Raw genomic sequence first — 26,037 nt, 5'->3', positions numbered from 1 at the left:
CGGGCCTTAGCCCTGTTCTTCGATGATTTCAACCAGATGCGGGATCTTGTTGACCATGCCGCGCACGGAAGCTGTGTCTTCCAGAATGCGGGTTTTGTGCATCTTGTTCAGACCAAGACCAACCAGCGTTGCGCGCTGATCGGCGGGGCGGCGGATTGGCGAGCCAATCTGCTTGACCGTGATGGTTTTTGCTTTCGCTTTTGCCATGATTTAGGCCTCCGCAACTTCGGGCGCAACTTCAGGCGCAGATGCCCCCTGCTGACCACGGGTCAGGATATCGGCCACCTTTTTGCCGCGACGCTGCGCAACCAAACGGGGGCTGGTTTCCTTTTCCAGGCCATCGATCGTGGCGCGGATCATGTTATACGGGTTCTGCGAACCGGTTGATTTCGCAACCACATCCTGCAGGCCCAGCATTTCAAAAACCGCACGCATCGGACCACCGGCGATGATGCCGGTCCCCGCCGGGGCGGTGCGCATGACCACTTTACCGGCGCCGTGACGGCCCTCGCTATCGTGGTGCAATGTGCGACCCTCGCGCAGCGGCACGCGGATCATCTTGCGTTTGGCCTGCTCGGTGGCCTTGCGGATAGCTTCGGGCACTTCTTTCGCCTTGCCCTTGCCATAGCCGACGCGGCCCTTCTGATCGCCAACAACCACCAGTGCCGCAAAACCAAAGCGTTTACCGCCTTTTACCGTTTTGCTGACGCGGTTGATCGCCACAAGGCGGTCTGCGAATTCCGGTGTTTCCTCGCGGTCGCGACGATCCCGGCGATTATCTTCTCTTGCCATTATCGTGCTCCTCTTAGAATTTCAGGCCGCCTTCACGGGCAGCATCGGCCAAAGCCTTTACCTTCCCGTGAAAGAGAAACCCACCACGGTCGAAATAGACCACTTCGACGCCCTTGGCTTTGGCGCGTTCGGCAATCGCGGCGCCAATTTTCGTGGCCGCCTCGATGTTGTTCTTGCCAACCACACCCAGCTCTTTTTCGAGTGTCGAGGCCGAAGCCAGGGTAACACCCTGGGCATCGTCGATCAGTTGCACCGAAATGTTCTTGGAAGAACGATGCACCGACAGGCGCGGCCGGCCATCGGCCGACTTGCGCAGTTTGTTCCGGACGCGCAGGCGGCGTTTCAGGAACAAGTCTCTTTTGTTGTTCGCCATCTATCGCATCCTTACTTTTTCTTGCCTTCCTTGCGGAAGATATACTCGTCTTTGTATTTGATACCCTTGCCTTTATAGGGCTCGGGCTTACGCCATTCGCGGATATTCGCCGCAACCTGGCCGACAAGCTGTTGATCAATCCCTTCAACGGTAATTTCCGTCGGCTTCGGGACAGTTACGGTCACACCTTCGGGAATGTCGAAATCCACGTCATGGCTGTAGCCAAGCGCAAGTTTCAGGGTCTTTCCCTGCAGGGCGGCACGATAACCAACACCGTTGATTTCAAGCTCTTTCTTGAAACCGGTGGTAACGCCGGTCACCAGATTTTCGATCTGGCTGCGTGACATGCCCCATTGCTGGCGGGCGCGCTTGGATGTGCCGCGAGGCTTCACCGTGACCGCACCACCATCAACGGTGATTGTTACATCGTCAGTCGCCTGAAAATGCCGGGTGCCCTTCGGCCCCTTCACTTCAACCTTCTGGCCGCTCAGCGAAGCGGAAACACCGCTTGGCAGTGGAACGGGCTTTTTGCCGATACGTGACATCAGAACCCTCCTAGAAAATTGTGCACAGGACTTCGCCGCCAATATTGGCTTGGCGCGCCTGCGCATCAGACATGACACCTTGCGATGTCGACACAATCGCCAACCCCAGGCCCTGACGGACCAGCGGGATATCGGCCGCACCCGCGTAAACGCGACGGCCGGGCTTTGATACGCGCTTGAGTTCCTTGATCACGGGAACGCCATCAAAGTATTTCAGCGACACTTCAAATTCGGGGCGACCTTCGGCCGAGGAGACTTCCTCATAGCCGCGGATATAGCCCTCGGACAGCAGCACATCCAAAACCCATTTGCGGAGTTTGGAGGCCGGGGTCCGGGTGGTCGAGCGATTGCGCATCTGCGCGTTGCGGATACGTGTCAGCATATCGCCGAGAGGATCGTTCATCATGGACATTTTCTTCCCTCCCTTACCAGCTGGACTTGACCATGCCCGGAATCTCACCGCGCGATGCAAGATCGCGAAGCGCAATGCGGGACATTTTCAGTTTACGGTAATAGGCTTTCGGGCGACCCGACACCTGGCACCGGTTGTGCAGGCGCGTGGCCGAAGAGTTGCGCGGCAGGTCGGCCAGTTTCAGACGCGCCTTGAAACGCTCTTCCATCGGCAGGTCCTGGTTTGCAGCAATCGCTTTCAACTCGGCACGCTTGGCGGCATATTTTTCCACCAAAGCCTGACGACGCTTTTCGCGATTGATCATAGATACTTTTGCCATCTTGTCTCTCCCGCGATCAGTTGATGAAAGGCATGTTGAATTGCTTCAACAGGGCTTTTGCTTCGGCGTCTGTCTTGGCGGTCGTCGCCATGACAATATCCATCCCGCGCATGTCTTCAACTTTGTCAAAGTCGATTTCGGGGAAGACGAGATGCTCTTTCAGACCCATTGCATAGTTGCCGCGGCCATCAAAAGCATTGCCCTTTACACCGCGAAAGTCGCGAATACGCGGCATGGCGATGTTGATCAGACGGTCGAGGAATTCATACATGCGCGCACCGCGCAGGGTCACCTTGACACCCAGGGGCATATCTTCACGCACCTTGAACCCGGCGATCGACTTGCGGGCCTTGGTCACAACCGGCTTCTGGCCGGCAATGGCCATCATGTCGGCTTCAGCCGCACGAATTTTCTTGCTGTCGGCAACAGCCGCGCCAACGCCCATATTCAGGACGATCTTTTCAAGGCGCGGAATCTGCATATCGTTCTTGTAGCCGAACTCTTCTTTCAGAGCGGCGCGCACCGTTTTCATGTAATGCGCTTTAAGACGTGGTGTGTAATCAGCCATTGATCACTTCCCCCGATTTCTTGGCAAAGCGCACTTTCTTGTCGCCTTCCATACGGAAACCTACGCGGGTCGGGCCACCGTCTTTGGGGTCGATCAGCGCGATATTGGACAAGTCGATCGGCGCTTCTTTACGAAGGCGACCGCCCTGGCTTGTCTGGCTTTGTTTGGTGTGGCGCACAACTTCGTTGATGCCGGTCACGATGGCCTTGCCATCTTTGGGCATCACAGCGGCGATCTCACCCTCACGGCCCTTGTCCTTGCCTGCAAGCACAACAACCTTGTCACCTTTGCGGAGTTTGGCAGCCATTACAGCACCTCCGGCGCAAGCGAGATGATTTTCATGAAGTTTTTGGCCCGCAATTCGCGCACAACCGGCCCGAAAATACGTGTGCCAACCGGCTCACCCTGATTGTTCAGGATGACGGCGGCATTGCCATCAAAACGAATGGAGGTGCCGTCTTCACGACGGACTTCCTTGGCGGTGCGAACAACAACGGCTTTACGCACGTCGCCCTTCTTCACCTTGCCGCGCGGAATGGCTTCCTTGACCGACACCACAATGATGTCGCCCACGGAGGCATACCGACGGTGTGAACCGCCCAAAACCTTGATGCACTGAACACGGCGCGCGCCGCTATTGTCAGCCACATCCAGATTGGTCTGCATCTGGATCATAATGTTACTCCCGACCTGTGGAGACCCTTTGCAGATCTGGCCCCACGGTTTCGATTAAGCTGGAAAAGCCCGATTACTCGGCGAAAACTTCCCAACGTTTCGTCTTCGAAATCGGCGCGCATTCGCGGATGCGAACCTGATCGCCAATCTTGAATTCGTTCTTCGGATCATGCGCATGATATTTTTTCGACTTGCGCACAACTTTCTTGAATAGCGGGTGGGTGAAGCGGCTTTCGACCAGAACCGTGATGGTCTGCTCGGATTTATCGCTGGTCACTGTGCCCTGAAGGATACGACGCGGCATCTAGTTCACCCCTATTCAGCAGCCGCAGCAGCGGCTTTTTCGTTCAAAACGGTTTTGACGCGCGCAGCGTCACGGCGCACGGTTTTCACGCGTGCTGTGTTTTCCATCTGGCCGGTGGCCTTCTGGAAGCGCAGGTTAAACGACTCTTTTTTCAGCGTCTCAAGCTGCTCGCGCAGTTGGTCCGGTGTTTTGTCGCGCAGTTCGGCGGCTTTCATTTCACATCAGTCCTTTTCAACATCACCGGAGGGCCACGAGGTCACCCTGATTCCCGATGGAGTATGTGGTGAAGCTGGCCGTATAGGCGTCACGCCCCTATTTGGCAAGCTCTAAATTGGTATTGGCCGCCCTGCCCCCGGCTCACACAGGGTGAGTTGGCGCAGCTTGGCCTTTGGTCGTAGAAAAACCCCGCCGTTTAACGGGCGGGGTTTGTCGATAGGTTTGCCGAATTACCAGTCTTCGCGGGTAATGAAGCGGCATTTGATGGGCATCTTCATGGCCGCAAGGCGCAGGGCCTCACGGGCAACCTCTTCGGTCACACCATCAATTTCGAACATCACACGGCCGGGTTTGACCTTGGCGACCCAACGGTCGACCGAGCCCTTGCCCTTACCCATACGCACTTCGATGGGTTTGGCGGTTACCGGCACATCCGGGAAAATCCGGATCCAGACACGGCCCTGGCGTTTCATGTGGCGCGTCAGGGCACGACGTGCAGATTCGATCTGGCGCGCGGTTACACGCTCGGGTTCTGTCGCTTTCAGCCCGTAATGGCCAAAGTTCAATTCGGACCCGCCCTTGGCTTCACCGTGGATACGGCCCTTGAACTGCTTACGGAATTTTGTGCGCTTCGGTTGGAGCATCTTTTCTCTCCTTCAAGAGATTCGGTTCTCAGCGACGCTGCTGAGAACGCGAACCACCTTCTTGCATTTCGGACTGGCGACGATCACGTGCCTGCGGGTCGTGCTCCATGATCTCGCCTTTGAAGATCCAGACCTTGACACCGATGATGCCATAAGCGGTCAGGCTTTCAGCCAGCGCATAATCAATATCGGCACGCAGCGTGTGGCGCGGAACGCGGCCTTCGGCGGCCCATTCGGTGCGGGCAATCTCGGCGCCGCCCAAACGGCCAGCCACTTCAACACGAATCCCAAGGGCACCCATGCGCATTGCATTCTGGATCGAGCGTTTCACCGCACGGCGGAACGACACACGGCGCTCCAACTGCTGGGCGATATTCTCGGCGACCAGGGCGGCATCGATCTCGGGCTTGCGCACTTCAACGATGTTGAGATGCAGTTCCGAGCTGGTGAACTCCGAAAGTTGCTTGCGCAGCGTTTCGATGTCGGCACCTTTTTTGCCGATGATCACGCCGGGGCGCGCTGCATGGATCGACACGCGGCACTTGCGGTGCGGACGCTCGATGATCACGCGCGAAATACCAGCCTGTGCGCAGGTTTTCTTGACGAAAGCGCGAATGGCCAGGTCTTCGTGCAGCAGGTTGCCGAAATCTTTGGTATCGGCAAACCAGCGGCTGTCCCAGGTGCGGTTGATCTGCAGGCGCAGACCGATCGGGTTGATCTTGTGTCCCATTACGCTTGCTCCTCGGCTGCATTCTGGCGAACTTTGATGGTGAGCTGGCTGAACGGCTTCAGAATCTTGCCGTAGCGACCACGGGCACGCGGACGGCCACGTTTCATCACCAGGTTTTTGCCGACATAGGCTTCGGCAACGACCAGTTCATCAACATCCAGACCGTGGTTGTTTTCCGCATTGGCAATCGCCGACTGCAGGCACTTTTTCACGTCAATCGCGATACGGCGCTTGGAGAAGGTCAGATCGGCCAAAGCCTTGTCAACCGGCTTGTTGCGGATCATCTGAGCCACTTCATTCAGCTTCTGGCCGGAACCGCGCAACATTCGCAGGGTTGCAATTGCTTCATTATCCGCGGCGCGGCGGGGGTTTTTTTCTTGTCCCATGATCTACTTCCGCTTCGCTTTTTTGTCCGCGGCGTGCCCGTAATAGGTGCGCGTTGGGGAATATTCACCGAATTTCTGGCCGATCATGTCCTCGGTCACATTGACCGGGATATGTTTCTTGCCGTTGTAAACACCGAAGGTCAGGCCAACGAATTGCGGCAGAATGGTCGAACGGCGCGACCAGATCTTGATCACTTCGTTGCGGCCGGATTCGCGCGTTTTCTCGGCTTTCTTCAGAATATGGGCCTCGACGAACGGGCCTTTCCAGATAGAGCGTGCCATGATTACCGACCCTTCTTCGCATTGCGCGAGCGCAAGATATACTTGTCGGTCGCTTTGTTGGTGCGGGTTTTGTTGCCCTTGGTGCCTTTACCCCAGGGGGTAACGGGGTGGCGGCCACCGGATGTGCGGCCTTCACCACCACCATGCGGGTGGTCGATCGGGTTCATGGCAACACCGCGCACCGAGGGGCGGATGCCTTTATGGCGGTTACGACCGGCTTTACCAAGGTTCTGGTTGCCGTGGTCGGGGTTGGAGACTGCGCCAACCGTTGCCATGCATTCCTGGCGCACAAGGCGCAGCTCGCCCGAGGCCAGACGGATCTGCGCATAGCCGCCATCGCGGCCGACAAACTGTGCATATGTGCCGGCAGCGCGGGCCAACTGGCCACCCTTGCCCTGCTTCAACTCGATGTTATGCACGATCGTGCCAATCGGCATCCCGGTGAAGGGCATGGCGTTGCCGGGCTTCACATCGGCCTTGGCCGAGGCAATTACCGTATCACCAAGCGCAAGGCGCTGGGGTGCAAGGATATAGGTGGCGACACCGTCCTCATAGCGGATCAGCGCGATGAACGCGGTCCGGTTCGGGTCATACTCAATGCGCTCGACGATTGCGGGCATGTCAAACTTCGTGCGTTTGAAATCCACAATACGATACAAGCGTTTCGCGCCGCCGCCTTTGCGACGCATGGTGATCCGCCCGGTATTGTTCCGTCCGCCATTCTTGGACAAACCCTCGGTGAGGGATTTGACCGGGCGGCCTTTCCAAAGCTCCGAACGGTCGATCAGAACCAGTCCGCGCTGGCCAGGCGTTGTCGGTTTATACGACTTCAATGCCATCTTGCTGTCTTCCGTGTGCTTAGGGCTCTATGCGAGCCCGGTTTAGTAAATGCAACACGGCCCCGTTGTCGGGGCCGTGATTCGTGGTCTTCTATCAAAGGCCGGTGGAAACGTCGATGGTGTTCCCGGCTTCCAGCGTCACATAGGCTTTCTTGACATCCTTGCGGGTGCCGAGCTTGCCTTTGAAGCGCTTGACCTTGCCTTTGGTCACGGCAGTATTCACCGCCTTGACCTTGACGTTGAACAGCGTTTCAACCGCTTCCTTGATCATCGGTTTGTTCGCATCCATCGCAACTTCGAACACAACGGCGTTGTATTCCGATGCCATAGTCGCTTTTTCCGTGATGATCGGCTTGCGGATCACGTCGTAAAGTTCGGCTTTCGTGGTCATTTCAGACGTGCCTCCAGAGCTTCCACACCGGCCTTGGTCAGCACCAGCGTGTTGGATTTCAGAATGTCATAGACATTCGCACCCATCGACGGCAGCACATTCACGCCGTCAATATTGCGGGCCGCCTGCACAAAACCCTGATCGAGATCGGCGCCGTCAATGAACAGAACCTTGCTCCAGCCCATCGACTTGATGATGGTGGCCAGATCCTTGGTTTTGCCCGAAGCCAGCGTCGCTGCATCCAGAACCACCAGCTCGCCGGCGCCGGCTTTGGCCGAAAGCGCGTGCTTCAGGCCCATAGCGCGGATCTTCTTGGGAAGATCGATGGCGTGGCTGCGCGGGGTCGGGCCCTTATAGACACCACCCTTGCGGAAGATCGGCGCCTTGCGCGAGCCGTGGCGTGCGCCACCGGTGCCTTTCTGGCGGTAGATCTTCTTGGTCGAATAGCTGACCTCCGAGCGGCCAAGCACCGAATGGGTGCCCGCCTGGCGTTTGGCCAGCTGATAGCGCACGACGCGGTGCAGAATGTCTGCACGCGGCTCAAGCGCGAAGATGTCGTCAGACAGGTCGATCGACCCGGCTTTCTTGGCATCTAGTTTGATGACATCGGCTTTCATTCTTCAGCGCCTCCCTTGGGGGCTTCATTCGATGCGGCCTCTTCACTGGCAGCCTCGATTGCGGCCTGCTCAGCTGCGGCTGCGGCTTCGGCTGCGGCGGCTTCTTCGGCGGCAAGCGCCGCTGCTGCGGCTGCGGCGGCGGCCTCATCGGCCTTGGCTGTAGAGCGCAGTGCCGCTGGCAAAATCACATCTTCGGGCGCAGCTTTCTTGACCGCATCCTTGATTGTGACCCAGCCGCCCTTGGTGCCGGGCACAGCGCCCTTGACCATGACAAGGCCGCGCTCGGCATCGGTGCGCACGATCTGCAGGTTCTGCGTGGTCACCCGCACAGCCCCCATATGACCGGCCATCTTCTTGCCCTTGAACACTTTGCCAGGCTCCTGGCACTGACCGGTCGAACCATGCGAACGGTGCGAAACCGACACACCATGCGATGCACGAAGCCCGCCGAAGTTGTGACGCTTCATCGCACCGGCAAAGCCTTTACCGGTCGAGGTGCCAGCGATGTCCACGAACTGACCGGGCAAGTAATGATTGGCGGTGATCTCTTCACCAACGTCAATCATGTTGTCCGGGCTGACGCGGAACTCGGCAACCTTGCGCTTGGGCGCAACATTGGCGGCGGCAAAATGCCCACGCATAGCTTGGCTTGTGCGTTTGGCCTTGGCATTGCCCGCGCCAAGCTGAACAGCCGAATAGCCATCCTTCTCGGCGGTGCGCTGCGCGACAACCTGCACGTTTTCCATTTGAAGCACGGTCACCGGAACCTGGCGGCCATCCTCCATGAACAACCGGGTCATGCCCAGTTTTTTCGCGATTACTCCAGAACGCATGTTTCTTGCCCCTTAGAGTTTGATTTCGACATCGACACCGGCGGCGAGGTCGAGCTTCATGAGCGCGTCCACGGTCTGGGGTGTCGGATCGACGATATCGAGAAGACGCTTATGCGTCCGGATTTCGAACTGTTCCCGCGACTTCTTGTCGATGTGCGGGCCACGCAGAACGGTGAATTTTTCGATCTTGTTGGGCAGCGGAATGGGCCCGCGCACGGTGGCGCCGGTCCGTTTAGCTGTCGAAACAATTTCCGCAGTGCTTGCATCAAGCACGCGGTAATCGAAGGCTTTCAGCCGGATGCGGATATTCTGACTCTGCATTTGAATGCGCCTCTTGGGCTGGCAGGTTTCAAACAATCGTGGCCGGGGGGAATACCCCGACCACGCTTACACGGCCCTTAGGCGTGAATTTTCGATACGACGCCTGCGCCGACGGTGCGGCCGCCTTCGCGGATGGCGAAGCGCAGGTTGTCTTCCATTGCGATCGGGGCGATCAGTTCAACGTCGAACTTCAGGTTGTCGCCCGGCATCACCATTTCCGTGCCTGCCGGAAGAATGACCGTGCCGGTCACATCCGTCGTGCGGAAGTAGAATTGCGGGCGGTAATTCGCAAAGAACGGCGTATGGCGGCCACCCTCTTCCTTGGTCAGGATATAGGCCTGAGCCTCGAATTTGGTGTGCGGCATGACCGATTTCGGCTTGCACAGAACCTGCCCGCGCTCAACGCCCTCGCGGTCAATCCCGCGCAGCAACACGCCGACATTGTCGCCAGCCTCACCACGATCCAGCAGTTTGCGGAACATTTCCACGCCCGTGCAGGTGGTTTTCTTGGTGTCGCGGATGCCGACGATTTCAATCTCGTCGCCAACATTCAGCACGCCACGCTCGATACGGCCGGTGGCAACCGTGCCGCGACCGGAAATCGAGAACACATCCTCGATCGGCATCAGGAAGGGCTGGTCAACCGGGCGCTCGGGCTGCGGAATATAGTCATCAACCGCCTTCATCAGCGCGCGGATCTGGTTCTCGCCAATCTCCGGATCACGGTCTTCAAGCGCGGCAAGGGCCGAGCCTGCGATGATCGGGATATCGTCGCCGGGGAATTCGTAGCTGGACAGCAGCTCGCGGATTTCCATTTCAACCAGCTCAAGCAATTCGGCATCGTCAACCTGGTCAACCTTGTTCAGGAAAACCACCATCGCCGGAACGCCAACCTGCTTGGCCAGAAGAATATGCTCGCGGGTCTGCGGCATCGGGCCATCGGCGGCGTTCACCACCAGAATGGCACCGTCCATCTGCGCCGCGCCGGTGATCATGTTCTTCACATAGTCGGCATGGCCGGGGCAATCCACATGCGCATAGTGGCGCTTCTCGGTCTCATATTCGACATGCGCGGTCGAAATCGTGATCCCGCGCGCCTTCTCTTCCGGGGCCGCGTCAATCTGGTCATAGGCGCGGTAGTCACCAAAATATTTGGTGATCGCCGCCGTCAATGACGTCTTGCCGTGGTCAACGTGACCGATCGTTCCAATGTTGCAATGCGGCTTATTCCGCTCAAACTTTGCCTTCGCCATCTTGGCCTCCATTCAATTTTGGTCAGGCACCTGACCTGGTTACAGATCAGGCGAATTTCGCCTGAATTTCATCCGAGATATTCGACGGCACTGTATCGTAGTGGTCGAACTGCATTGAGAACTGCGCGCGGCCCGAAGACATTGAACGCAGGGTATTGATATAGCCGAACATGTTGGCCAGCGGCACCATCGCGTCGATCACGTTGGCATTGCCGCGGCTGTCCTGGCCCTGAACCATGCCACGACGGCTGGTCAAGTCACCGATCACACCACCGGTATATTCTTCCGGGGTCACAACCTCGACCTTCATGATCGGTTCGAGCAGTTTCGCACCGGCCTTTTTCAGACCTTCGCGCATGGCGGCACGGGCCGCAATTTCGAAGGCCAGAACCGAAGAGTCGACATCGTGGTAGGCACCGTCGATCAGCTGCACCTTGAAGTCGATCACGGGGAAGCCGGCCAGCGGGCCGCTATCCATAACCGATTTGATGCCCTTTTCAACGCCCGGGATATATTCCTTGGGCACCGAACCACCAACGATTTTCGATTCAAACGAGTAACCCTCGCCCGGCTCGGTTGGCATGATAACCATTTTGACGCGCGCAAACTGACCCGAACCACCCGACTGTTTCTTGTGGGTGTAGTCAATTTCCGCATCGCGGCTGATGGTTTCGCGGTAAGCCACCTGGGGTGCGCCGATATTCGCCTCGACCTTGAATTCGCGCTTCATGCGGTCAACCAGAATATCGAGGTGAAGTTCACCCATGCCCTTCATGATGGTCTGGCCCGATTCAAAATCGGTTTCAACGCGGAAGGACGGGTCTTCGGCGGCCAGACGGGCCAGCGCAATACCCATTTTTTCCTGGTCAGCCTTGGTCTTCGGCTCGACGGCGATTTCGATCACCGGATCGGGGAAGGTCATGGTTTCCAGAACGACCTGATTGTTCGGGTCGGACAGGGTGTCACCGGTCGTGGTTTCCTTCAGACCGGCCAGCGCGATGATGTCGCCCGCAAAGGCTTCTTCGATCTCTTCGCGGTTGATGGCGTGCATCATCATCATACGGCCAACGCGCTCTTTGCGCCCCTTGGTCGTGTTCATCATCTGATCGCCCTTCTTCAGCACGCCCGAATAGATGCGTGTGAAGGTCAGCGACCCGACGAAGGGATCGTTCATGATTTTGAAAGCCAAAGCCGAGAAGGGCTGCTTGTCATCGGCCGAACGGGGCTGGTCACGGGTCTCTGTCTCGTCGCCAGCCTTGAAGCCCATATAGGCGGGCACATCAAGCGGCGATGGCAGATAATCGATAACCGAGTTCAACAGCGGTTGAACACCCTTGTTCTTGAATGCCGAACCGGCCGTTACCGGAACGAAGGTCAGCGACAGGGTGCCTTTGCGGATGAGCTTGCGCAGGGTCGCCTCATCGGGCTCGTTGCCCTCCAGATAGGCTTCCATAACCGCATCATCGAGTTCGACAACGATCTCAAGCAGATTGTGGCGCCATTCTTTGGCCAGTTCCTGCAAATCGGCACGGATCGGCTTGCGCACCCAGGCTGCGCCCAGGTCTTCGCCTTCCCAAACCCATTCTTCCATCTTGATCAGGTCGACGATGCCTTCCAGCTTGTCCTCGGCCCCAATCGGCAAGGCGATCGGCAGCGGGGTCGCGCCGGTGCGGTCCTTGATCATTTTGACGCAGTTGTAAAAATCGGCGCCGATCTTGTCCATTTTGTTCACGAACACGATGCGCGGAACTTTGTAGCGGTCGGCCTGGCGCCAAACGGTTTCGGTCTGCGGCTCTACACCGGCATTGGCGTCGAGCAGACAGATTGCGCCATCAAGCACAGCCAGCGAACGCTCAACTTCAATGGTGAAGTCAACGTGGCCCGGCGTGTCGATGATGTTGAACCGGTATTTGGTGTCCGAAGTGCCTTCGGTGGTCGGGTCTTCCTGACGCTGCCAGAATGTCGTGGTTGCAGCCGAGGTGATCGTGATGCCACGCTCCTGCTCTTGCTCCATCCAGTCCATCGTGGCGGCACCGTCATGCACTTCGCCGATTTTGTGCGACTTGCCCGTGTAGAACAGAATCCGCTCGGTCGTCGTGGTTTTACCCGCGTCGATATGGGCCATGATCCCGATATTGCGGTATCTGTTCAGTTGATATTCGCGCGCCATTTTCTCGTCCTGACCTGTAACTTACCAGCGGTAATGGCCGAACGCTTTGTTCGCGTCTGCCATTTTGTGGGTGTCTTCGCGTTTCTTCACGGCAGAGCCGCGCGAGTTGACTGCATCGACCAGTTCACCGGCCAGACGCTCTTCCATCGTTTTTTCGTTGCGCGCACGGCTGGCATTGATCAACCAGCGGATTGCAAGTGCTTCGCGGCGCTCGGGGCGCACTTCAACAGGCACCTGATAGGTGGCGCCGCCAACGCGGCGCGAGCGCACTTCAAGCGAGGGCTTGATATTCTCGAGCGCTTCATGGAAGGCCTCGATCGGGGCACGCTTCAACTTGCCTTCGACACGATCAAGCGCGCCGTAGACAATACCTTCAGCGATGGATTTCTTGCCATCGAACATCAGGTTGTTCATGAATTTTGTCAGCACGGTATCGCCATATTTGGCGTCCGGCAGAATTTCGCGTTTCTCGGCGCGGTGACGACGGGACATCTCTGTCTCTCCTTATTTCGGACGCTTGGCGCCGTATTTCGAACGACGCTGGCGACGATCTTTCACGCCCGTGGTATCCAGCACACCGCGCAGGATGTGGTAGCGCACACCGGGAAGGTCTTTTACGCGACCGCCGCGGATGAGGACTACGGAGTGTTCCTGCAGGTTGTGGCTTTCACCAGGGATATAGGAAATGACCTCAAAACCATTGGTCAGGCGCACTTTGGCAACCTTACGCATGGCCGAGTTCGGCTTTTTCGGCGTCGTTGTATAGACGCGCGTGCAAACGCCGCGCTTCTGCGGGCAACCCTGCATATGCTGCGACTTCGAGCGCTGGACTTTAGGCTGCCGCGGTTTGCGGATCAGCTGTTGGATCGTTGGCATGCGGCAATAACCCCGTTCAACCCGTTTCATTCGTCAAGCATCCGCGCGATTCGCGGAATGCCAAAAGTGCCGCCCTCGGCCCGAAGACGGGGCCGGCGCGGCTAAATTCCAGAGGATCGGGGCCTTCGCCCGGATCATGACCACCAGTATGTGGCTATAAGCCCAAGGTCACATACCGACCCCAAGCGGGCGGAACCTAGGAGGAGTCGGCCCCATTGTCAACAGCCAAAAACCTGGCCACGAACAGCACGTTTTCGTGCAATTTTTTGACGCGATCAGGCTGTTTTCCGCAATATTCGGCACACAGACTTTCCAACCGATCGGCCGCGTCCTGCTTTCGCAAAAATATACACGGCGCCGCCGGTCGATCCGGCAGCGCCGCGTGTTTTTTTGAGTCGGCACACGGAATGGCGCGCGCCGATTCGTCAGATCAATCGAAATCGGCCTCGCCGGTTTCGACTGTTTCGGCTTCGCCGACGCTCATCGCATCGCTGACAAGCTGCGCTTCGGCGCGGCGGTCGGCAATGACCTTGGCGTCGCGGGTTTGCGCCACACGCTTGATCTCGTGTGTCGCACGGCCCGTGCCTGCCGGAATGAGGCGGCCGACGATGACGTTCTCCTTCAGGCCCACCAGCTTGTCGCGCTTGCCTTGCGTTGCCGCTTCGGTCAGCACGCGGGTGGTTTCCTGGAAGGAGGCCGCCGAGATGAAGCTGCGGGTCTGCAGGCTGGCCTTGGTGATGCCCAGCAGGATCGGGCCGCCTTTGGCAGGTTCGCGCCCCGCGGCAACAGCCTTTTCGCATTCGGCATCAAACTCGGCCTTGTCAACCTGCTCGCCTTTCAGCAGAACGGTGCCGCCGCTTTCGGAAACCTCCCATTTCTGCAGCATCTGGCGCACGATCACTTCGATATGCTTGTCGTTGATCTTCACGCCCTGCAGACGATACACCTCTTGCACCTCGTCGATCATGTAGTCAGCCAAGGCCTCGACACCCAGAATTTGCAGGATGTCATGCGGCGCGGGGTTGCCGTCCATGATGTATTCGCCCTTGCCGACAAAATCACCTTCCTGAACAGGAATATGCTTGCCCTTGGGCACGAGGTATTCGACCGGGTCCAGACCCTCTTCGACGGGCTCGATGGTGATGCGGCGCTTGTTCTTGTAGTCTTTGCCAAAGCGCACGTAACCGTCGATTTCGCAGATCAGCGCGTGGTCTTTCGGGCGGCGGGCTTCGAACAATTCGGCCACGCGGGGCAGACCCCCGGTAATGTCCTTGATCTTGGCACCTTCGCGCGGAATACGCGCCAGCACATCGCCCGCCTTCACGTCCTGCCCGTCTTCGACCGACAGAATCGCGTCAACCGACATGGGGTGAACTTCGGGGTTGCCATTGTCCAGACGCATCGGCTCGCCGGTTTTCGGGTCCATCACGATGATTTCGGGCTTGATCTCGTTGGCCTTGGGGGCCGAACGCCAATCCGAAACGATCTTCTGGGCGATACCGGTCGCATCGTCTGTTTCCTCACGCACCGACAGGCCGGAGGTGAGGTCGACAAACTTCGCCTGCCCGTCACGCTCGGCAATGATCGGCAGTGTATACGGGTCCCACTCGAACAGCTTCGCGCCACGCTCGACCTGCTGGCCGTCTTTGACGATCAGCTTGGTTGCGTAGGTCAGCTTGTGATGCGCGCGTTCAACGCCATGCTCATCGATGATCGCCAGTTCCATGTTCCGGCTCAGAACGATCTGCTCACCTGCGGAGTTGGTCAGAATGTTCGGATTGCGGAATTCAACACGACCTTTCTGGCTTGCCTCCATGAAGGATTGCTGACCACCCTGCGCGATACCACCAATGTGGAAGGTCCGCATGGTAAGCTGCGTGCCGGGTTCACCGATGGACTGCGCGGCAATGATGCCGACAGCCTCGCCGGGGTTCACGCGGGTGCCACGGGCCAGGTCGCGGCCATAGCACTGCGCACAGATCCCGTCTTCGGCTTCACAGGTCAGTGGCGAGCGCACCTGAACCTGCAACAGGCCAGCGGCCTCCAGCTCTTCGGATGCACGTTCGTCAAGCAGCTGGTCGCGATGCGCCAGCACTTCGCCGGTGGCCGGGTCAAGCACGTCTTCGGCCACAACGCGGCCAAGAACACGCTCGGCCAGCGAGGCAACCACCTCACCATCATTGATGGCTGGGCGCACGGTGATCGAGCGATCGGTGCCGCAATCGTCGATCTTGACAATGCAGTCCTGCGCCACGTCAACCAAACGCCGTGTCAGGTAGCCCGAGTTCGCGGTTTTCATCGCGGTATCGGCCAGACCTTTACGCGCACCGTGGGTCGAGTTGAAATACTCAAGCACGGTCAGGCCTTCCTTGAAGTTCGAGATGATCGGCGTTTCGATGATCTCACCCGACGGTTTGGCCATAAGGCCGCGCATACCGCCAAGCTGCTTCATCTGCGCGGGCGAACCACGCGCACCGGAATGGCTCATCATGTAAACCGAGTTCGGCTCTTCCTGAACGCCGGCATCCGAGGTCCGCATCGCCGAGATATCCGCCATCATGGCATCGGCCACACGGTCGGAACATTTCGACCAGGCATCAACCACCTTGTTGTATTTCTCACCGGTGGTGATCAGACCATCCATGTATTGCTGTTCGTATTCCTTCACCTGATTGCGGGTGTCGTTCACCAAATCCCATTTGGTATCGGGAATGACCATGTCATCCTTCCCAAAGGAAATACCGGCTTTGAACGCTTCGCGGAATCCCAGCGTCATGATCTGGTCGCAGAAGATGACCGATTCTTTTTGCCCGCAATGGCGGTAAACGGTGTCGATGACCTCGCCCACTTCCTTTTTGCGCAGCAGGCGGTTCACAATGTCAAACGGTGCCTTGAAGTTCTTCGGCAGCATCGAGCCAAGGCGCATCCGGCCCGGCGTGGTTTCAAACCGCTTCAGAACCGTGTTGCCCTCTTCGTCGATCTGTTCGATACGCGCCTGGATCTTGCTGTGCAAATGCACAATGCCGGCATCCAGCGCATGTTCAACCTCTTCGAGCGAGCCAAAGACCATGCCTTCGCCCTTCAGGCCCTCACGCATCAGCGACACGTAATAGAGGCCCAAAATCATGTCCTGCGAAGGCACGATGATCGGCTTGCCGTTGGCCGGTGACAGCACGTTGTTGGTCGACATCATAAGCACGCGGGCTTCCAACTGGGCTTCCAGCGAAAGCGGCACGTGAACGGCCATCTGGTCGCCATCAAAGTCGGCGTTGAAGGCCGAACAGACGAGCGGGTGAAGCTGGATGGCCTTACCCTCGATCAGCACGGGCTCAAATGCCTGAATGCCCAAACGGTGCAAGGTCGGCGCACGGTTCAGCAGCACGGGATGTTCGCGGATCACTTCGTCCAGAATATCCCACACTTCGGGGCGCTCTTTTTCCACCAGCTTCTTGGCCTGCTTCACGGTCGAGGACAGGCCCTTGGCTTCAAGGCGGCTATAGATAAACGGCTTGAACAGTTCGAGCGCCATTTTCTTGGGCAGCCCGCACTGGTGCAGCTTCAACTCCGGCCCGGTCACAATTACCGAACGGCCCGAAAAGTCGACGCGTTTCCCCAGAAGGTTCTGGCGGAAACGGCCCTGCTTGCCTTTGAGCATGTCCGAAAGCGATTTCAGCGGGCGCTTGTTGGCACCGGTGATCACGCGGCCACGGCGACCATTGTCAAACAGCGCATCGACCGATTCCTGCAACATACGCTTTTCGTTGCGGATGATGATATCGGGCGCGCGCAGCTCGATCAGCCGTTTCAAACGGTTGTTCCGGTTGATCACGCGGCGATACAGGTCGTTGAGGTCGGATGTCGCGAAGCGGCCACCATCCAGCGGCACCAGCGGGCGCAGCTCGGGCGGAATAACCGGAATCACGGTCAAAATCATCCATTCCGGGCGGTTGCCCGATTCACGGAATGATTCAACCAGCTTCAGGCGCTTGATGATCTTCTTGGGCTTCAATTCGCCAGTGGCGACAGCCAGATCGGCGCGCAACTGCTCAACTTCGGCTTCAAGGTCGATCGCGGCCAGCATTTCACGAATGGCTTCAGCACCGATACCGGCGGTGAAGGCATCTGCGCCATACTGGTCTTCCGCGTCGAGGAATTCTTCCTCGGTCATCAGCTGGCCATGCTTGAGGTCGGTCAGGCCGGGCTCGATCACCACATACTGCTCGAAATACAGAATGCGTTCCAGATCGCGCAGCGTCATGTCCAGCATCAGGCCGATCCGGGACGGAAGCGACTTCAAAAACCAGATATGCGCCACGGGCGCGGCAAGCTCGATATGGCCCATACGCTCGCGGCGGACCTTTTGCAGCGTGACTTCCACACCACATTTTTCGCAGGTCACACCGCGGTATTTCATGCGCTTATACTTGCCGCACAGGCACTCATAATCCTTGACCGGCCCGAAGATACGGGCGCAGAAAAGACCGTCACGTTCCGGTTTGAACGTGCGATAGTTGATGGTTTCGGGCTTTTTGATTTCCCCGAAGGACCACGACAAAATCCGCTCCGGCGAGGCGAGCGAGATTCGAATCTCGTCAAACGCCTTGACTGGCTGGACCGGATTGAACGGGTTCATGACTTCCTGGTTCATTGGATGTTCCTTGATCTCGTTTCTGGGGGAGTGGGCGCGGACGCCCTACTCCTGCTCCGAATCCTGCAGCTCGATATTCAAGCCGAGCGAGCGGATTTCTTTAATCAACACGTTGAACGATTCGGGAATTCCGGCTTCGAAATTATCCTCGCCCTTCACGATGCTCTCATAGACCTTGGTGCGGCCGGCCACGTCATCCGATTTCACGGTCAACATTTCCTGCAAGGTGTAGGCGGCGCCATAGGCTTCAAGCGCCCAGACCTCCATCTCACCAAAGCGCTGGCCACCGAACTGCGCCTTACCACCCAGCGGCTGCTGGGTAACCAGGCTGTAAGGCCCGGTCGAACGCGCGTGGATCTTGTCATCCACAAGATGGTGCAGTTTGAGGATGTATTTCACACCAACGGTGACCTTACGGGCAAACTGCTCGCCGGTGCGGCCGTCATAAACGGTCGACTGGCCCGACGTATCAAGCCCGGCGCGGGTCAGCGCATCGTTCACGTCCACTTCGCGCGCACCGTCAAAGACGGGGGTTGCGATGGGAACGCCGCGGGTGACGTTTTCCGAAGCCTCAAGCAGTTGCTCGGTGGTCATGGAGCGGAAGGCCGATTCATAGACCTCTTCGCCGTAAGCCAGTTTCAATGAATCATTGAGCGGGGTCATATCGCCCGAACGGCGGTATTCCTTCAAGGATTCATCAATCGCGCCACCAAGGCTGCGTGCCGCCCAGCCCATATGGGTTTCAAGGATCTGCCCCACATTCATGCGCGAAGGCACACCCAGCGGGTTCAGCACAACATCGACAGGCGTGCCATCGGCCAGGAAGGGCATGTCTTCTTCAGGCACAACCTTGGAGATAACACCCTTGTTGCCGTGACGGCCGGCCATTTTATCGCCCGGCTGCAACTTGCGCTTCACCGCCACGAAAACCTTGACCATCTTCATCACGCCCGGTGGCAAATCATCACCACGGCGGACCTTTTCAACCTTGTCTTCAAAGCGCGCATCAAGCTGCTTTTTCTGCAACTCATACTGGCCGTGCAGCGCTTCCATCGACTGTGCGTCAGTGTCATCGCCCAGGGCAAGCTGCCAATACTGGCCGCGCGACAGGGTTGCGAGCAGTTCTTCGGTAATCTCCGAACCGGGCTTCACGCCTTTCGGGCCTTTGACAGCCTTCTTGCCGATCAGCAGGCTGCGCAGGCGCGAATAGATGTTACGCTCCAGAATCGCCAACTCGTCATCGCGGTCACGGGCAAGGCGTTCAACCTCCTCACGCTCGATCTGCAGGGCACGCTCGTCCTTGTCCACGCCGTGGCGGTTGAATACCCGCACCTCAACCACGGTGCCAAAGTCACCCGGTGGCAGGCGCAACGAGGTGTCGCGCACGTCCGAGGCTTTTTCACCGAAGATGGCGCGCAGAAGTTTTTCTTCCGGCGTCATCGGGCTTTCGCCCTTGGGGGTGATCTTGCCAACCAGAATATCGGCAGGCCCGACTTCGGCGCCGATATAGACGATGCCCGCCTCGTCGAGATTGCGCAAAGCTTCTTCACCCACGTTCGGAATGTCGCGGGTAATTTCCTCTGGCCCGAGGCGCGTGTCACGCGCGGAAACTTCGAATTCCTCGATATGGATCGAGGTGAACACATCGTCTTTCACAATGCGCTCGCTGATCAGGATCGAGTCTTCGTAGTTATAGCCATTCCACGGCATGAAGGCGACAAGCACGTTTTTACCCAGCGCCAGTTCACCAAGGTCGGTCGAGGGGCCATCGGCCACAACTTCGCCCTTGTGAACGCTGTCGCCCACCTTCACCAGCGGGCGCTGGTTGATGCAGGTCGACTGGTTCGACCGCTGGAATTTGCGCAAGCGATAGATGTCAACGCCGGGGTCGCCGGGCGCAAGGTCTTCGGTGGCGCGCACAACGATACGCGTCGCATCCACCTGATCGACCACACCGGCGCGGCGCGCGGTGATGGCAGCACCGGAGTCGATGGCCACAACCTCTTCCATGCCGGTGCCCACAAACGGGGCTTCGGCGCGCAGAAGCGGCACGGCCTGGCGCTGCATGTTCGAGCCCATCAATGCGCGGTTGGCGTCGTCATTTTCCAGGAAGGGAATAAGCGAGGCCGCAACCGAAACCAGCTGTTTTGGCGAAACGTCGATCAGATCGACGCTGGACGGCGGGTTCAGCATGTATTCGCCCGATTTGCGGGTCGACACCAGCTCGTTCTGGAACTTGCCGTTCTCATCGAGCTGCGCGTTGGCCTGCGCAACGGTATGGCGCATTTCTTCGGTGGCCGACATATAGATGACCTCATCGGTCACCGTGCTGTCGACAACGCGGCGATAGGGGGTTTCGATGAAGCCGTATTTGTTCACCTTGGCAAAGGTCGCCAGGCTGTTGATCAGCCCGATATTCGGCCCCTCGGGCGTTTCAATCGGGCACATGCGGCCGTAATGGGTGGGGTGAACGTCGCGCACCTCAAAGCCGGCACGTTCCCGCGTAAGCCCGCCCGGCCCAAGGGCTGACAGGCGGCGCTTGTGGGTGACTTCCGACAAGGGGTTGGTCTGGTCCATGAACTGGCTAAGCTGCGACGAGCCAAAGAATTCGCGCACCGCCGCCGAAGCCGGCTTGGCGTTGATCAGGTCTTGCGGCATCACGGCGTCGATCTCGACGCTGCTCATGCGTTCCTTGATCGCGCGTTCCATGCGCAGCAGGCCAACGCGATACTGGTTTTCCATCAACTCGCCAACCGAACGCACACGGCGGTTGCCCAGATGGTCGATATCGTCGATCTCGCCCTTGCCATCGCGCAGATCAACCAGCGCGCGGATCACGGCGATAATATCGTCATTGCGCAGCGTGCGCATGGTGTCGGGTGCATCAAGCGCCAGACGCATGTTCATTTTCACGCGGCCAACGGCCGACAGATCATAACGCTCGCTGTCAAAGAACAGCCCGTCGAACATCTGGCTTGCCGCTTCAATGGTCGGCGGCTCGCCCGGGCGCATGACACGATAAATGTCGAGCAAGGCGGTTTCGCGGTTCAGGTTCTTATCCACCTGCATGGTGTTGCGCATGTAAGCGCCGACATTCACGCCGTCGATATCCAGCACCGGAATATCGGTCACGCCGTTATCGAGCAGGGTTTTCAGCGTGCCGCCGGTCACTTCACCGTCTTTGCCAAGCTCCCATGTCAGCTCGTCACCGGCTTCGACCCAGATCTCGCCGGTTTTTTCGTTGATCATGTCTTTGGCCGCGAAACGGCCGATCAGCGCATCAAACGGCACGAGGATTTCGGCAACATCACCAGCGTCGATGAGTTTTTTCACATCGCGCGGGGTCATCTTCTTGTTGGCTTCGGCCACAACCTTGCCGGTTTTGGCATCGACAATGTCAAAAGCAGGCTTCTGGCCGCGGAACCGTTCCGGGAAGAACTTGGTCGCCCAGCCTTTTTTCTTGATCTGGCGGAAGTTTACCGTGTCGTAATAGGCATTCATAATGCCTTCCTGGTCCAGCCCCAGCGCATAAAGCAGGGTGGTTACAGGCAGTTTGCGGCGGCGGTCGATGCGCGCGAAGACAAGGTCTTTGGCGTCGAATTCAAAGTCGAGCCAGCTGCCGCGATAGGGGATGATGCGGCTGGTGAACAGCAATTTGCCGCTGGAATGGGTCTTGCCGCGGTCGTGGTCGAAAAACACGCCCGGGCTGCGGTGCATCTGGGAAACGATAACACGCTCTGTCCCGTTCACAACGAATGTGCCATTGCCGGTCATCAGGGGCATGTCGCCCATGTAAACGTCTTGTTCCTTGATGTCCTTGACCGATTTGTTGCCCGTATCCTCATCAATTTCAAACACGATCAGGCGCAGGGTCACGCGCAGCGGGGCGCCATAGGTCATGTCGCGCTGCTGGCATTCTTCAACATCGTATTTCGGCGGGTCGAGTTCGTATTTCACGAATTCCAGAATCGCCGTTTCGTTGAAATCCTTGATCGGGAATACCGATTGGAAAACCGCGTTCAGCCCTTCGCCATCGGCATGGGTGGGGGCATCGCCGGAATTCAGGAACAGATCATAGCTGCTCTTTTGAACTTCAATCAGGTTTGGCATTGCCGCAACTTCGCGGATGCTGCCATAAAATTTGCGGATACGCTTGTGGCCGGAATGGGTCTGCGCCATGTGTAGTCTCACCTTTTTCTGCACGCAGGAACCAGCGGCGGGGAACGCGGGTTCTGCCTTGCGAGGACGTCCCCTTCAATGCTTGCGCGGCTTCCCAGTTCCGCGCTTCCGAAGGGCTCGTGCCTGTCAGGATGCCGTGGCGTAAAGGCACGCCACCCTGAGAGACACAAGAAGCCGGACCCGCGATTGCGCGGATCCAGCCGTTTTTTCAAATCCGGCAGGCCGAAACCTGCTGCGGATTACTTCAGCTCAACCTTGGCGCCAGCGGCTTCAAGTTTCGCCTTGATGTCTTCGGCTTCGGCTTTGGAAGCCTGTTCCTTGACAGCTTTGCCACCGGCTTCAACCAGGTCTTTGGCTTCTTTCAGGCCAAGACCGGTGATGGCACGGACTTCCTTGATGACGTTGATTTTCTGCGCGCCGGCTTCAACGAGGATCACGTCGAATTCGGTTTTTTCTTCCGCAGCTTCGGCGGCAACAGCCGGACCAGCGACTGCAACAGCAGCACCGGCGGCAGGCTCGATGCCATATTCGTCTTTCAGGATGTTTTTCAGTTCTACAGCTTCCAGAAGGGTCAGACCCACAATCTGTTCAGCCAGTTTTTTAAGATCAGCCATTTGTTTTCTTCCGTATCAGGTTAAGATGGTTTCCGGTATGTGCCTTTGCACAACGTCGGTCACTTTTGCTAAGATGTTATGCCGCTTCGCGTTCTTCGAGGGTCGAAAGGATCCCCGCAATATTCGAAGCAGGCGCGCCAATTGCACCAGCGATGTTGGAGGCAGGCGAACCAATGCAAGCCGCGATTGAGGCGATAACCTCTTCGCGCGACGGCATGGCTGCAACGGCCTTGACACCGGCAGCGTCCAGAGCGGCAGCACCCATCGAACCACCAAGAACCACCAGTTTGGCGTTGTCCTTGGCATAGTTGTCCACGACTTTCGCCGCGGCAACCGGATCGACCGAATATGCAAATACCGTCTGGCCCTCGAGCAGCGCGGCCATGCTTTCGCAGGGCTGGCCTTCCAGGGCGATTTTGGCGAGCTTGTTTTTGGCAACACGAACCCCGCCGCCTGCTTCACGCATACGGTTACGGAAATCCGTCATCTCGGCAACTGTGATTCCGGCGTAGTGTGCAACCACAACAACACCAGAGTCCGCAAAGATCTGGCCGAGTTCAGCGACCACTTCTTCCTTTTGGGCTCTATCCACAGGTTTGCTCCATATTAGAAAGGGTTGCCCCTTCCAGCTCATTTTGCCGGGTTGCCCCGACGCTTAGGTCCATTACGGAACCAGCCAAAACCACCCGAGGTTCCCCTCGCAAAGTCCTGATCCGTTCCGTCTCAAGCAGGGTATTAAGGCCAGATGGCCACCCACCGTCTCGGACAGAGACGGGCCACCGTGGCAGCCCGCCAAACCACCGGGTCACCCCGGCAGAATTCTTATTCGCCAACCGCGCTGGCAACATCCAGCGCAACACCCGGGCCCATCGTGCTGGATAGCGCGATTTTCTTCATATAAGTGCCCTTGGCGCCCGCGGGCTTGGCTTTGTTCACAGCCGAAACAAAGGCCTTGATGTTTTCAGCAAGCTTGGCTTCGTCGAACGACATTTTGCCAATACCGGCATGAACAACGCCGCCTTTTTCAGCTTTGAACTGCACTTCGCCGGCCTTCGCGGCTTCAACAGCAGCTTTGACATCCATCGTTACCGTGCCAACGCGGGGGTTGGGCATCAGGTTGCGCGGGCCAAGGATTTTACCGAGGCGGCCCACAATCCCCATCATGTCGGGGGTTGCGATGCAGCGGTCAAAATCGATCTTGCCAGCCTGGATGGCTTCCATCAGGTCTTCGGCGCCAACGATATCGGCACCGGCAGCGGTTGCTTCATCGGCTTTTTCGTTGCGGGCGAACACGGCCACGCGAACGGTTTTGCCTGTGCCGTTGGGCAGGGCGCAAACACCACGAACCATCTGGTCGGCATGGCGCGGGTCAACACCCAGGCTCAGCGCGATATCCAGCGTTTCGTCAAACTTGGTTTTGGCATTGGCCTTGATCAGTGCGACGGCCTCGGCAACCGACAGGTTGTTTTTGCCTTCGAATGCGGCGCGAGCAGCCGCGGTGCGTTTTCCAGTTTTTGCCATGATCAGCCCTTCACCTCGATGCCCATCGAGCGCGCCGAACCCGCGATGATCAGCATCGCAGCGTCGATATCATTGGCGCTCAGGTCTTTCATCTTGGCTTCGGCAATCGCGCGCACCTGTGCGGTTGTTACCGAACCGGCGGTTTCCTTGCCGGGCGTCTTGGAGGCCGAAGCCAGACCAGCCGCCTTTTTGATGAGGAACGACGCGGGTGGCGTCTTGATCTCCATCGTGAAGGATTTGTCGGTGTAATAGGTGATGAGCGTCGGGCAAGGCTGGCCGGCTTCCATCTCCTGGGTTTTGGCGTTGAACGCCTTGCAGAATTCCATGATGTTCAGGCCGCGCTGACCCAGCGCCGGACCAACCGGCGGAGAGGGGTTCGCTTTGCCTGCGGGGACTTGCAGCTTAAGCTTGCCCGCTACTTTCTTGGCCATGTCGGCCTCCTTTGTTTCACCGCCCGCCAGAACGCGATCTGGGAGCCATTGTATAGTGGTGCGGTCCGGGCGCGCGTGCCCTCGCCTCCCACAGCGACATCACTCAGGCGACCTTGGCCACCTGTGTGAATTCCAACTCGACCGGGGTGGCCCGGCCAAAGATCGACACCGACACTTTGAGGCGCGAATGCTCGGGATCCACATCCTCGACCATGCCTGCAAAACCCTCGAACGGGCCGTCGGTTACATTCACCTGCTCGCCGATTTCAAAGATGATCAGCGAACGCGGCGCCTCGGCGCCTTCTTCAACCTGGTTCAGAATGCGCGCCACTTCCGAATCACGCATCGGCGAGGGTGTGTTCTGCGCGCCCAAAAATCCGGTCACCCGGTTGATGCTCGAAATCATGTGATAGGCGCGGTCGGTCAGTTCCATACGCACAAGCACATAGCCCGGCATGAAGCGGCGTTCGGTCTGCACCTTTTTGCCGCGGCGCACCTCGATCACCTCTTCGGTGGGCACAAGAACCTGTTCGATTTCGTCTTCCAGCCCGCGCTGAACGGTCAACTCGCGAATTTGCTCGGCGACCTTTTTCTCGAAATTCGACAGAACGCTAACCGAATACCAACGTTTAGCCATGCTGCCTACATCCTCAATTCAATTCGGCCAGGGGCCGTTTATTGTATATTTTTCAGCAGCTTATCGCCACCGACCGCCTAAACAGCACAAAGGGCGCCGCCGAATCGCTAGGCACCCGTTATGTCTGGAAGCGTCGCGTATAGCCCCAGATCGCCCTTTGATCAAGAGGCGAGCGACAAAATCCCCTCAAGCCCGTAACGGATCAGAATGTCGATGAGCGAAAAGAATATGGCCAGCACGGTTGCCATCAGAAAAACCATGACCGTGGTCAGCGTGGTTTCGCGGCGCGTGGGCCAGACGACCTTGGCAATCTCTGCCCGGGTCTGCTGCACAAATTTCATCGGGTTGACCATTGCACGCTCCTTTAGTGCGGCGCGCATCGGGCACGCCAGCGGGGCACACATACTGACAAGTGCTGCGGGTTTCAAGCGCCCAGCGCATCAAGTTCCGATTTCGTGACC

At 58.1% G+C, this 26,037-nt stretch carries 32 protein-coding genes; all 32 read right to left on the bottom strand.

Going from position 1 to position 26,037, the window contains the following annotated elements:
- Positions 1-6 precede the first annotated feature (6 nt).
- The gene (gene rpmD, locus LGT41_RS07055; protein WP_274129409.1) at positions 7-207 is read right to left on the bottom strand and encodes a 50S ribosomal protein L30; all 201 of its coding nucleotides are present in this window, start codon (positions 205-207) and stop codon (positions 7-9) included.
- Positions 208-210: 3 nt separating this feature from the next.
- Positions 211-792 (bottom strand): 30S ribosomal protein S5, encoded by a 582-nt coding sequence (rpsE, locus tag LGT41_RS07050; protein WP_274129408.1) that lies wholly within the window; start codon positions 790-792, stop codon positions 211-213.
- 13 nt (positions 793-805) lie between these two features.
- Positions 806-1,165: a 50S ribosomal protein L18 gene (gene rplR / locus LGT41_RS07045; RefSeq protein ID WP_274129407.1), complete on the bottom strand. Its 360-nt coding sequence runs from the start codon at positions 1,163-1,165 to the stop codon at positions 806-808.
- Positions 1,166-1,176: 11 nt separating this feature from the next.
- Entirely contained in the window at positions 1,177-1,710 is a 534-nt protein-coding gene (gene rplF / locus LGT41_RS07040; protein ID WP_274129406.1) for a 50S ribosomal protein L6, read from the bottom strand.
- A gap of 10 nt (positions 1,711-1,720) precedes the next feature.
- Positions 1,721-2,113, bottom strand: a complete 393-nt coding sequence (rpsH, locus tag LGT41_RS07035; RefSeq protein WP_274129681.1) for a 30S ribosomal protein S8 — start codon at positions 2,111-2,113, stop codon at positions 1,721-1,723.
- Between the two features lie 22 nt (positions 2,114-2,135).
- Entirely contained in the window at positions 2,136-2,441 is a 306-nt protein-coding gene (rpsN, locus tag LGT41_RS07030) for a 30S ribosomal protein S14 (RefSeq protein WP_274129405.1), read from the bottom strand.
- Between the two features lie 16 nt (positions 2,442-2,457).
- Positions 2,458-3,009: a 50S ribosomal protein L5 gene (gene rplE, locus LGT41_RS07025; protein WP_274129404.1), complete on the bottom strand. Its 552-nt coding sequence runs from the start codon at positions 3,007-3,009 to the stop codon at positions 2,458-2,460.
- Positions 3,002-3,316 (bottom strand): 50S ribosomal protein L24, encoded by a 315-nt coding sequence (gene rplX, locus LGT41_RS07020; protein WP_274129403.1) that lies wholly within the window; start codon positions 3,314-3,316, stop codon positions 3,002-3,004. Before rplX ends, rplE begins: the two co-directional genes overlap by 8 nt.
- A complete protein-coding gene (rplN, locus tag LGT41_RS07015; protein ID WP_274129402.1) occupies positions 3,316-3,684 on the bottom strand; it encodes a 50S ribosomal protein L14 in 369 nt (122 codons plus the stop codon). Before rplN ends, rplX begins: the two co-directional genes overlap by 1 nt.
- 73 nt (positions 3,685-3,757) lie before the next feature.
- On the bottom strand, positions 3,758-3,988 hold the full coding sequence (rpsQ, locus tag LGT41_RS07010; RefSeq protein WP_274129401.1) for a 30S ribosomal protein S17: 231 nt from the start codon (positions 3,986-3,988) through the stop codon (positions 3,758-3,760).
- Positions 3,989-3,999: 11 nt separating this feature from the next.
- Positions 4,000-4,203: a 50S ribosomal protein L29 gene (gene rpmC / locus LGT41_RS07005; RefSeq protein WP_274129400.1), complete on the bottom strand. Its 204-nt coding sequence runs from the start codon at positions 4,201-4,203 to the stop codon at positions 4,000-4,002.
- 231 nt (positions 4,204-4,434) lie between these two features.
- Complete coding sequence (gene rplP, locus LGT41_RS07000; RefSeq protein WP_274129399.1) at positions 4,435-4,848, bottom strand: 50S ribosomal protein L16; 414 nt, start codon at positions 4,846-4,848, stop codon at positions 4,435-4,437.
- 28 nt (positions 4,849-4,876) lie between these two features.
- Positions 4,877-5,578 carry a 30S ribosomal protein S3 gene (rpsC, locus tag LGT41_RS06995; RefSeq protein ID WP_274129398.1) on the bottom strand — a complete coding sequence of 234 codons (702 nt, stop codon included), beginning with the start codon at positions 5,576-5,578 and terminating at the stop codon, positions 4,877-4,879.
- Positions 5,578-5,964, bottom strand: a complete 387-nt coding sequence (rplV, locus tag LGT41_RS06990) for a 50S ribosomal protein L22 (protein ID WP_274129397.1) — start codon at positions 5,962-5,964, stop codon at positions 5,578-5,580. The genes rpsC and rplV overlap by 1 nt, the downstream gene beginning before the upstream one ends.
- Positions 5,965-5,967: 3 nt before the next feature.
- Positions 5,968-6,246 carry a 30S ribosomal protein S19 gene (gene rpsS, locus LGT41_RS06985; protein WP_274129396.1) on the bottom strand — a complete coding sequence of 93 codons (279 nt, stop codon included), beginning with the start codon at positions 6,244-6,246 and terminating at the stop codon, positions 5,968-5,970.
- A gap of 2 nt (positions 6,247-6,248) precedes the next feature.
- Positions 6,249-7,085, bottom strand: a complete 837-nt coding sequence (gene rplB, locus LGT41_RS06980) for a 50S ribosomal protein L2 (RefSeq protein WP_274129395.1) — start codon at positions 7,083-7,085, stop codon at positions 6,249-6,251.
- Positions 7,086-7,179: 94 nt separating this feature from the next.
- Entirely contained in the window at positions 7,180-7,476 is a 297-nt protein-coding gene (locus LGT41_RS06975) for a 50S ribosomal protein L23 (RefSeq protein ID WP_274129394.1), read from the bottom strand.
- A complete protein-coding gene (gene rplD / locus LGT41_RS06970) occupies positions 7,473-8,093 on the bottom strand; it encodes a 50S ribosomal protein L4 (protein WP_274129393.1) in 621 nt (206 codons plus the stop codon). Before rplD ends, LGT41_RS06975 begins: the two co-directional genes overlap by 4 nt.
- Entirely contained in the window at positions 8,090-8,926 is an 837-nt protein-coding gene (gene rplC / locus LGT41_RS06965) for a 50S ribosomal protein L3 (protein ID WP_274129392.1), read from the bottom strand. Before rplC ends, rplD begins: the two co-directional genes overlap by 4 nt.
- A gap of 12 nt (positions 8,927-8,938) precedes the next feature.
- Positions 8,939-9,247 carry a 30S ribosomal protein S10 gene (gene rpsJ, locus LGT41_RS06960; RefSeq protein ID WP_274129391.1) on the bottom strand — a complete coding sequence of 103 codons (309 nt, stop codon included), beginning with the start codon at positions 9,245-9,247 and terminating at the stop codon, positions 8,939-8,941.
- 77 nt (positions 9,248-9,324) lie between these two features.
- Positions 9,325-10,500 carry an elongation factor Tu gene (gene tuf, locus LGT41_RS06955; protein WP_274129365.1) on the bottom strand — a complete coding sequence of 392 codons (1,176 nt, stop codon included), beginning with the start codon at positions 10,498-10,500 and terminating at the stop codon, positions 9,325-9,327.
- 46 nt (positions 10,501-10,546) lie between these two features.
- Entirely contained in the window at positions 10,547-12,670 is a 2,124-nt protein-coding gene (gene fusA / locus LGT41_RS06950) for an elongation factor G (RefSeq protein ID WP_274129390.1), read from the bottom strand.
- A gap of 21 nt (positions 12,671-12,691) precedes the next feature.
- On the bottom strand, positions 12,692-13,162 hold the full coding sequence (gene rpsG / locus LGT41_RS06945; RefSeq protein WP_274129389.1) for a 30S ribosomal protein S7: 471 nt from the start codon (positions 13,160-13,162) through the stop codon (positions 12,692-12,694).
- A 12-nt stretch (positions 13,163-13,174) separates the two neighbouring features.
- Positions 13,175-13,546, bottom strand: coding sequence for a 30S ribosomal protein S12 (gene rpsL / locus LGT41_RS06940; RefSeq protein ID WP_274129680.1), 372 nt, complete (start codon positions 13,544-13,546; stop codon positions 13,175-13,177).
- A gap of 430 nt (positions 13,547-13,976) precedes the next feature.
- Complete coding sequence (gene rpoC / locus LGT41_RS06935; protein ID WP_274129388.1) at positions 13,977-18,194, bottom strand: DNA-directed RNA polymerase subunit beta'; 4,218 nt, start codon at positions 18,192-18,194, stop codon at positions 13,977-13,979.
- Positions 18,195-18,239: 45 nt separating this feature from the next.
- Positions 18,240-22,373 (bottom strand): DNA-directed RNA polymerase subunit beta, encoded by a 4,134-nt coding sequence (gene rpoB / locus LGT41_RS06930; RefSeq protein WP_274129387.1) that lies wholly within the window; start codon positions 22,371-22,373, stop codon positions 18,240-18,242.
- A gap of 239 nt (positions 22,374-22,612) precedes the next feature.
- The gene (gene rplL / locus LGT41_RS06925) at positions 22,613-22,987 is read right to left on the bottom strand and encodes a 50S ribosomal protein L7/L12 (RefSeq protein WP_274129386.1); all 375 of its coding nucleotides are present in this window, start codon (positions 22,985-22,987) and stop codon (positions 22,613-22,615) included.
- A gap of 76 nt (positions 22,988-23,063) precedes the next feature.
- Positions 23,064-23,579, bottom strand: coding sequence for a 50S ribosomal protein L10 (rplJ, locus tag LGT41_RS06920; protein ID WP_274129385.1), 516 nt, complete (start codon positions 23,577-23,579; stop codon positions 23,064-23,066).
- Between the two features lie 230 nt (positions 23,580-23,809).
- Positions 23,810-24,508 carry a 50S ribosomal protein L1 gene (gene rplA, locus LGT41_RS06915; protein WP_274129384.1) on the bottom strand — a complete coding sequence of 233 codons (699 nt, stop codon included), beginning with the start codon at positions 24,506-24,508 and terminating at the stop codon, positions 23,810-23,812.
- A gap of 2 nt (positions 24,509-24,510) precedes the next feature.
- Positions 24,511-24,939, bottom strand: coding sequence for a 50S ribosomal protein L11 (rplK, locus tag LGT41_RS06910; protein ID WP_274129383.1), 429 nt, complete (start codon positions 24,937-24,939; stop codon positions 24,511-24,513).
- A gap of 103 nt (positions 24,940-25,042) precedes the next feature.
- Positions 25,043-25,576: a transcription termination/antitermination protein NusG gene (gene nusG, locus LGT41_RS06905; RefSeq protein WP_274129382.1), complete on the bottom strand. Its 534-nt coding sequence runs from the start codon at positions 25,574-25,576 to the stop codon at positions 25,043-25,045.
- Between the two features lie 161 nt (positions 25,577-25,737).
- Positions 25,738-25,956, bottom strand: a complete 219-nt coding sequence (secE, locus tag LGT41_RS06900) for a preprotein translocase subunit SecE (RefSeq protein WP_420720203.1) — start codon at positions 25,954-25,956, stop codon at positions 25,738-25,740.
- Positions 25,957-26,037 lie beyond the last annotated feature (81 nt).

This window comes from Abyssibius alkaniclasticus (genome assembly GCF_020447305.1).
GTDB lineage: Bacteria > Pseudomonadota > Alphaproteobacteria > Rhodobacterales > Rhodobacteraceae > Abyssibius > Abyssibius alkaniclasticus.
This window is presented reverse-complemented; position numbering and strand designations above follow the sequence as displayed.

Bases quoted from the DNA above. Each gene is read 5' to 3' on its own strand.
- secE (WP_420720203.1), bottom strand. From the start codon at position 25,956: ATGCGCGCCGCACTAAAGGAGCGTGCAATGGTCAACCCGATGAAATTT.
- rpsE (WP_274129408.1), bottom strand. From the start codon at position 792: ATGGCAAGAGAAGATAATCGCCGGGATCGTCGCGACCGCGAGGAAACA.
- rpoC (WP_274129388.1), bottom strand. From the start codon at position 18,194: ATGAACCAGGAAGTCATGAACCCGTTCAATCCGGTCCAGCCAGTCAAG.
- rpsJ (WP_274129391.1), bottom strand. From the start codon at position 9,247: ATGCAGAGTCAGAATATCCGCATCCGGCTGAAAGCCTTCGATTACCGC.
- rplL (WP_274129386.1), bottom strand. From the start codon at position 22,987: ATGGCTGATCTTAAAAAACTGGCTGAACAGATTGTGGGTCTGACCCTT.
- rplC (WP_274129392.1), bottom strand. From the start codon at position 8,926: ATGCGTTCTGGAGTAATCGCGAAAAAACTGGGCATGACCCGGTTGTTC.
- rpsL (WP_274129680.1), bottom strand. From the start codon at position 13,546: ATGCCAACGATCCAACAGCTGATCCGCAAACCGCGGCAGCCTAAAGTC.
- rplE (WP_274129404.1), bottom strand. From the start codon at position 3,009: ATGGCTGATTACACACCACGTCTTAAAGCGCATTACATGAAAACGGTG.
- rpmC (WP_274129400.1), bottom strand. From the start codon at position 4,203: ATGAAAGCCGCCGAACTGCGCGACAAAACACCGGACCAACTGCGCGAG.
- rpsG (WP_274129389.1), bottom strand. From the start codon at position 13,162: ATGTCCCGTCGTCACCGCGCCGAGAAACGCGAAATTCTGCCGGACGCC.
- nusG (WP_274129382.1), bottom strand. From the start codon at position 25,576: ATGGCTAAACGTTGGTATTCGGTTAGCGTTCTGTCGAATTTCGAGAAA.
- rplR (WP_274129407.1), bottom strand. From the start codon at position 1,165: ATGGCGAACAACAAAAGAGACTTGTTCCTGAAACGCCGCCTGCGCGTC.
- LGT41_RS06975 (WP_274129394.1), bottom strand. From the start codon at position 7,476: ATGACCACGAAAGCCGAACTTTACGACGTGATCCGCAAGCCGATCATC.
- rpmD (WP_274129409.1), bottom strand. From the start codon at position 207: ATGGCAAAAGCGAAAGCAAAAACCATCACGGTCAAGCAGATTGGCTCG.
- rpsQ (WP_274129401.1), bottom strand. From the start codon at position 3,988: ATGCCGCGTCGTATCCTTCAGGGCACAGTGACCAGCGATAAATCCGAG.
- rplF (WP_274129406.1), bottom strand. From the start codon at position 1,710: ATGTCACGTATCGGCAAAAAGCCCGTTCCACTGCCAAGCGGTGTTTCC.
- tuf (WP_274129365.1), bottom strand. From the start codon at position 10,500: ATGGCGAAGGCAAAGTTTGAGCGGAATAAGCCGCATTGCAACATTGGA.
- rplK (WP_274129383.1), bottom strand. From the start codon at position 24,939: ATGGCCAAGAAAGTAGCGGGCAAGCTTAAGCTGCAAGTCCCCGCAGGC.
- fusA (WP_274129390.1), bottom strand. From the start codon at position 12,670: ATGGCGCGCGAATATCAACTGAACAGATACCGCAATATCGGGATCATG.
- rplN (WP_274129402.1), bottom strand. From the start codon at position 3,684: ATGATCCAGATGCAGACCAATCTGGATGTGGCTGACAATAGCGGCGCG.
- rplD (WP_274129393.1), bottom strand. From the start codon at position 8,093: ATGAAAGCCGATGTCATCAAACTAGATGCCAAGAAAGCCGGGTCGATC.
- rpsC (WP_274129398.1), bottom strand. From the start codon at position 5,578: ATGGGACACAAGATCAACCCGATCGGTCTGCGCCTGCAGATCAACCGC.
- rplB (WP_274129395.1), bottom strand. From the start codon at position 7,085: ATGGCATTGAAGTCGTATAAACCGACAACGCCTGGCCAGCGCGGACTG.
- rpsH (WP_274129681.1), bottom strand. From the start codon at position 2,113: ATGAACGATCCTCTCGGCGATATGCTGACACGTATCCGCAACGCGCAG.
- rplP (WP_274129399.1), bottom strand. From the start codon at position 4,848: ATGCTCCAACCGAAGCGCACAAAATTCCGTAAGCAGTTCAAGGGCCGT.
- rpoB (WP_274129387.1), bottom strand. From the start codon at position 22,373: ATGGCGCAGACCCATTCCGGCCACAAGCGTATCCGCAAATTTTATGGC.
- rplV (WP_274129397.1), bottom strand. From the start codon at position 5,964: ATGGGACAAGAAAAAAACCCCCGCCGCGCCGCGGATAATGAAGCAATT.
- rpsS (WP_274129396.1), bottom strand. From the start codon at position 6,246: ATGGCACGCTCTATCTGGAAAGGCCCGTTCGTCGAGGCCCATATTCTG.
- rpsN (WP_274129405.1), bottom strand. From the start codon at position 2,441: ATGGCAAAAGTATCTATGATCAATCGCGAAAAGCGTCGTCAGGCTTTG.
- rplX (WP_274129403.1), bottom strand. From the start codon at position 3,316: ATGGCTGCCAAACTCCGCAAAGGTGACAAGGTTGTTGTGCTTGCAGGC.
- rplA (WP_274129384.1), bottom strand. From the start codon at position 24,508: ATGGCAAAAACTGGAAAACGCACCGCGGCTGCTCGCGCCGCATTCGAA.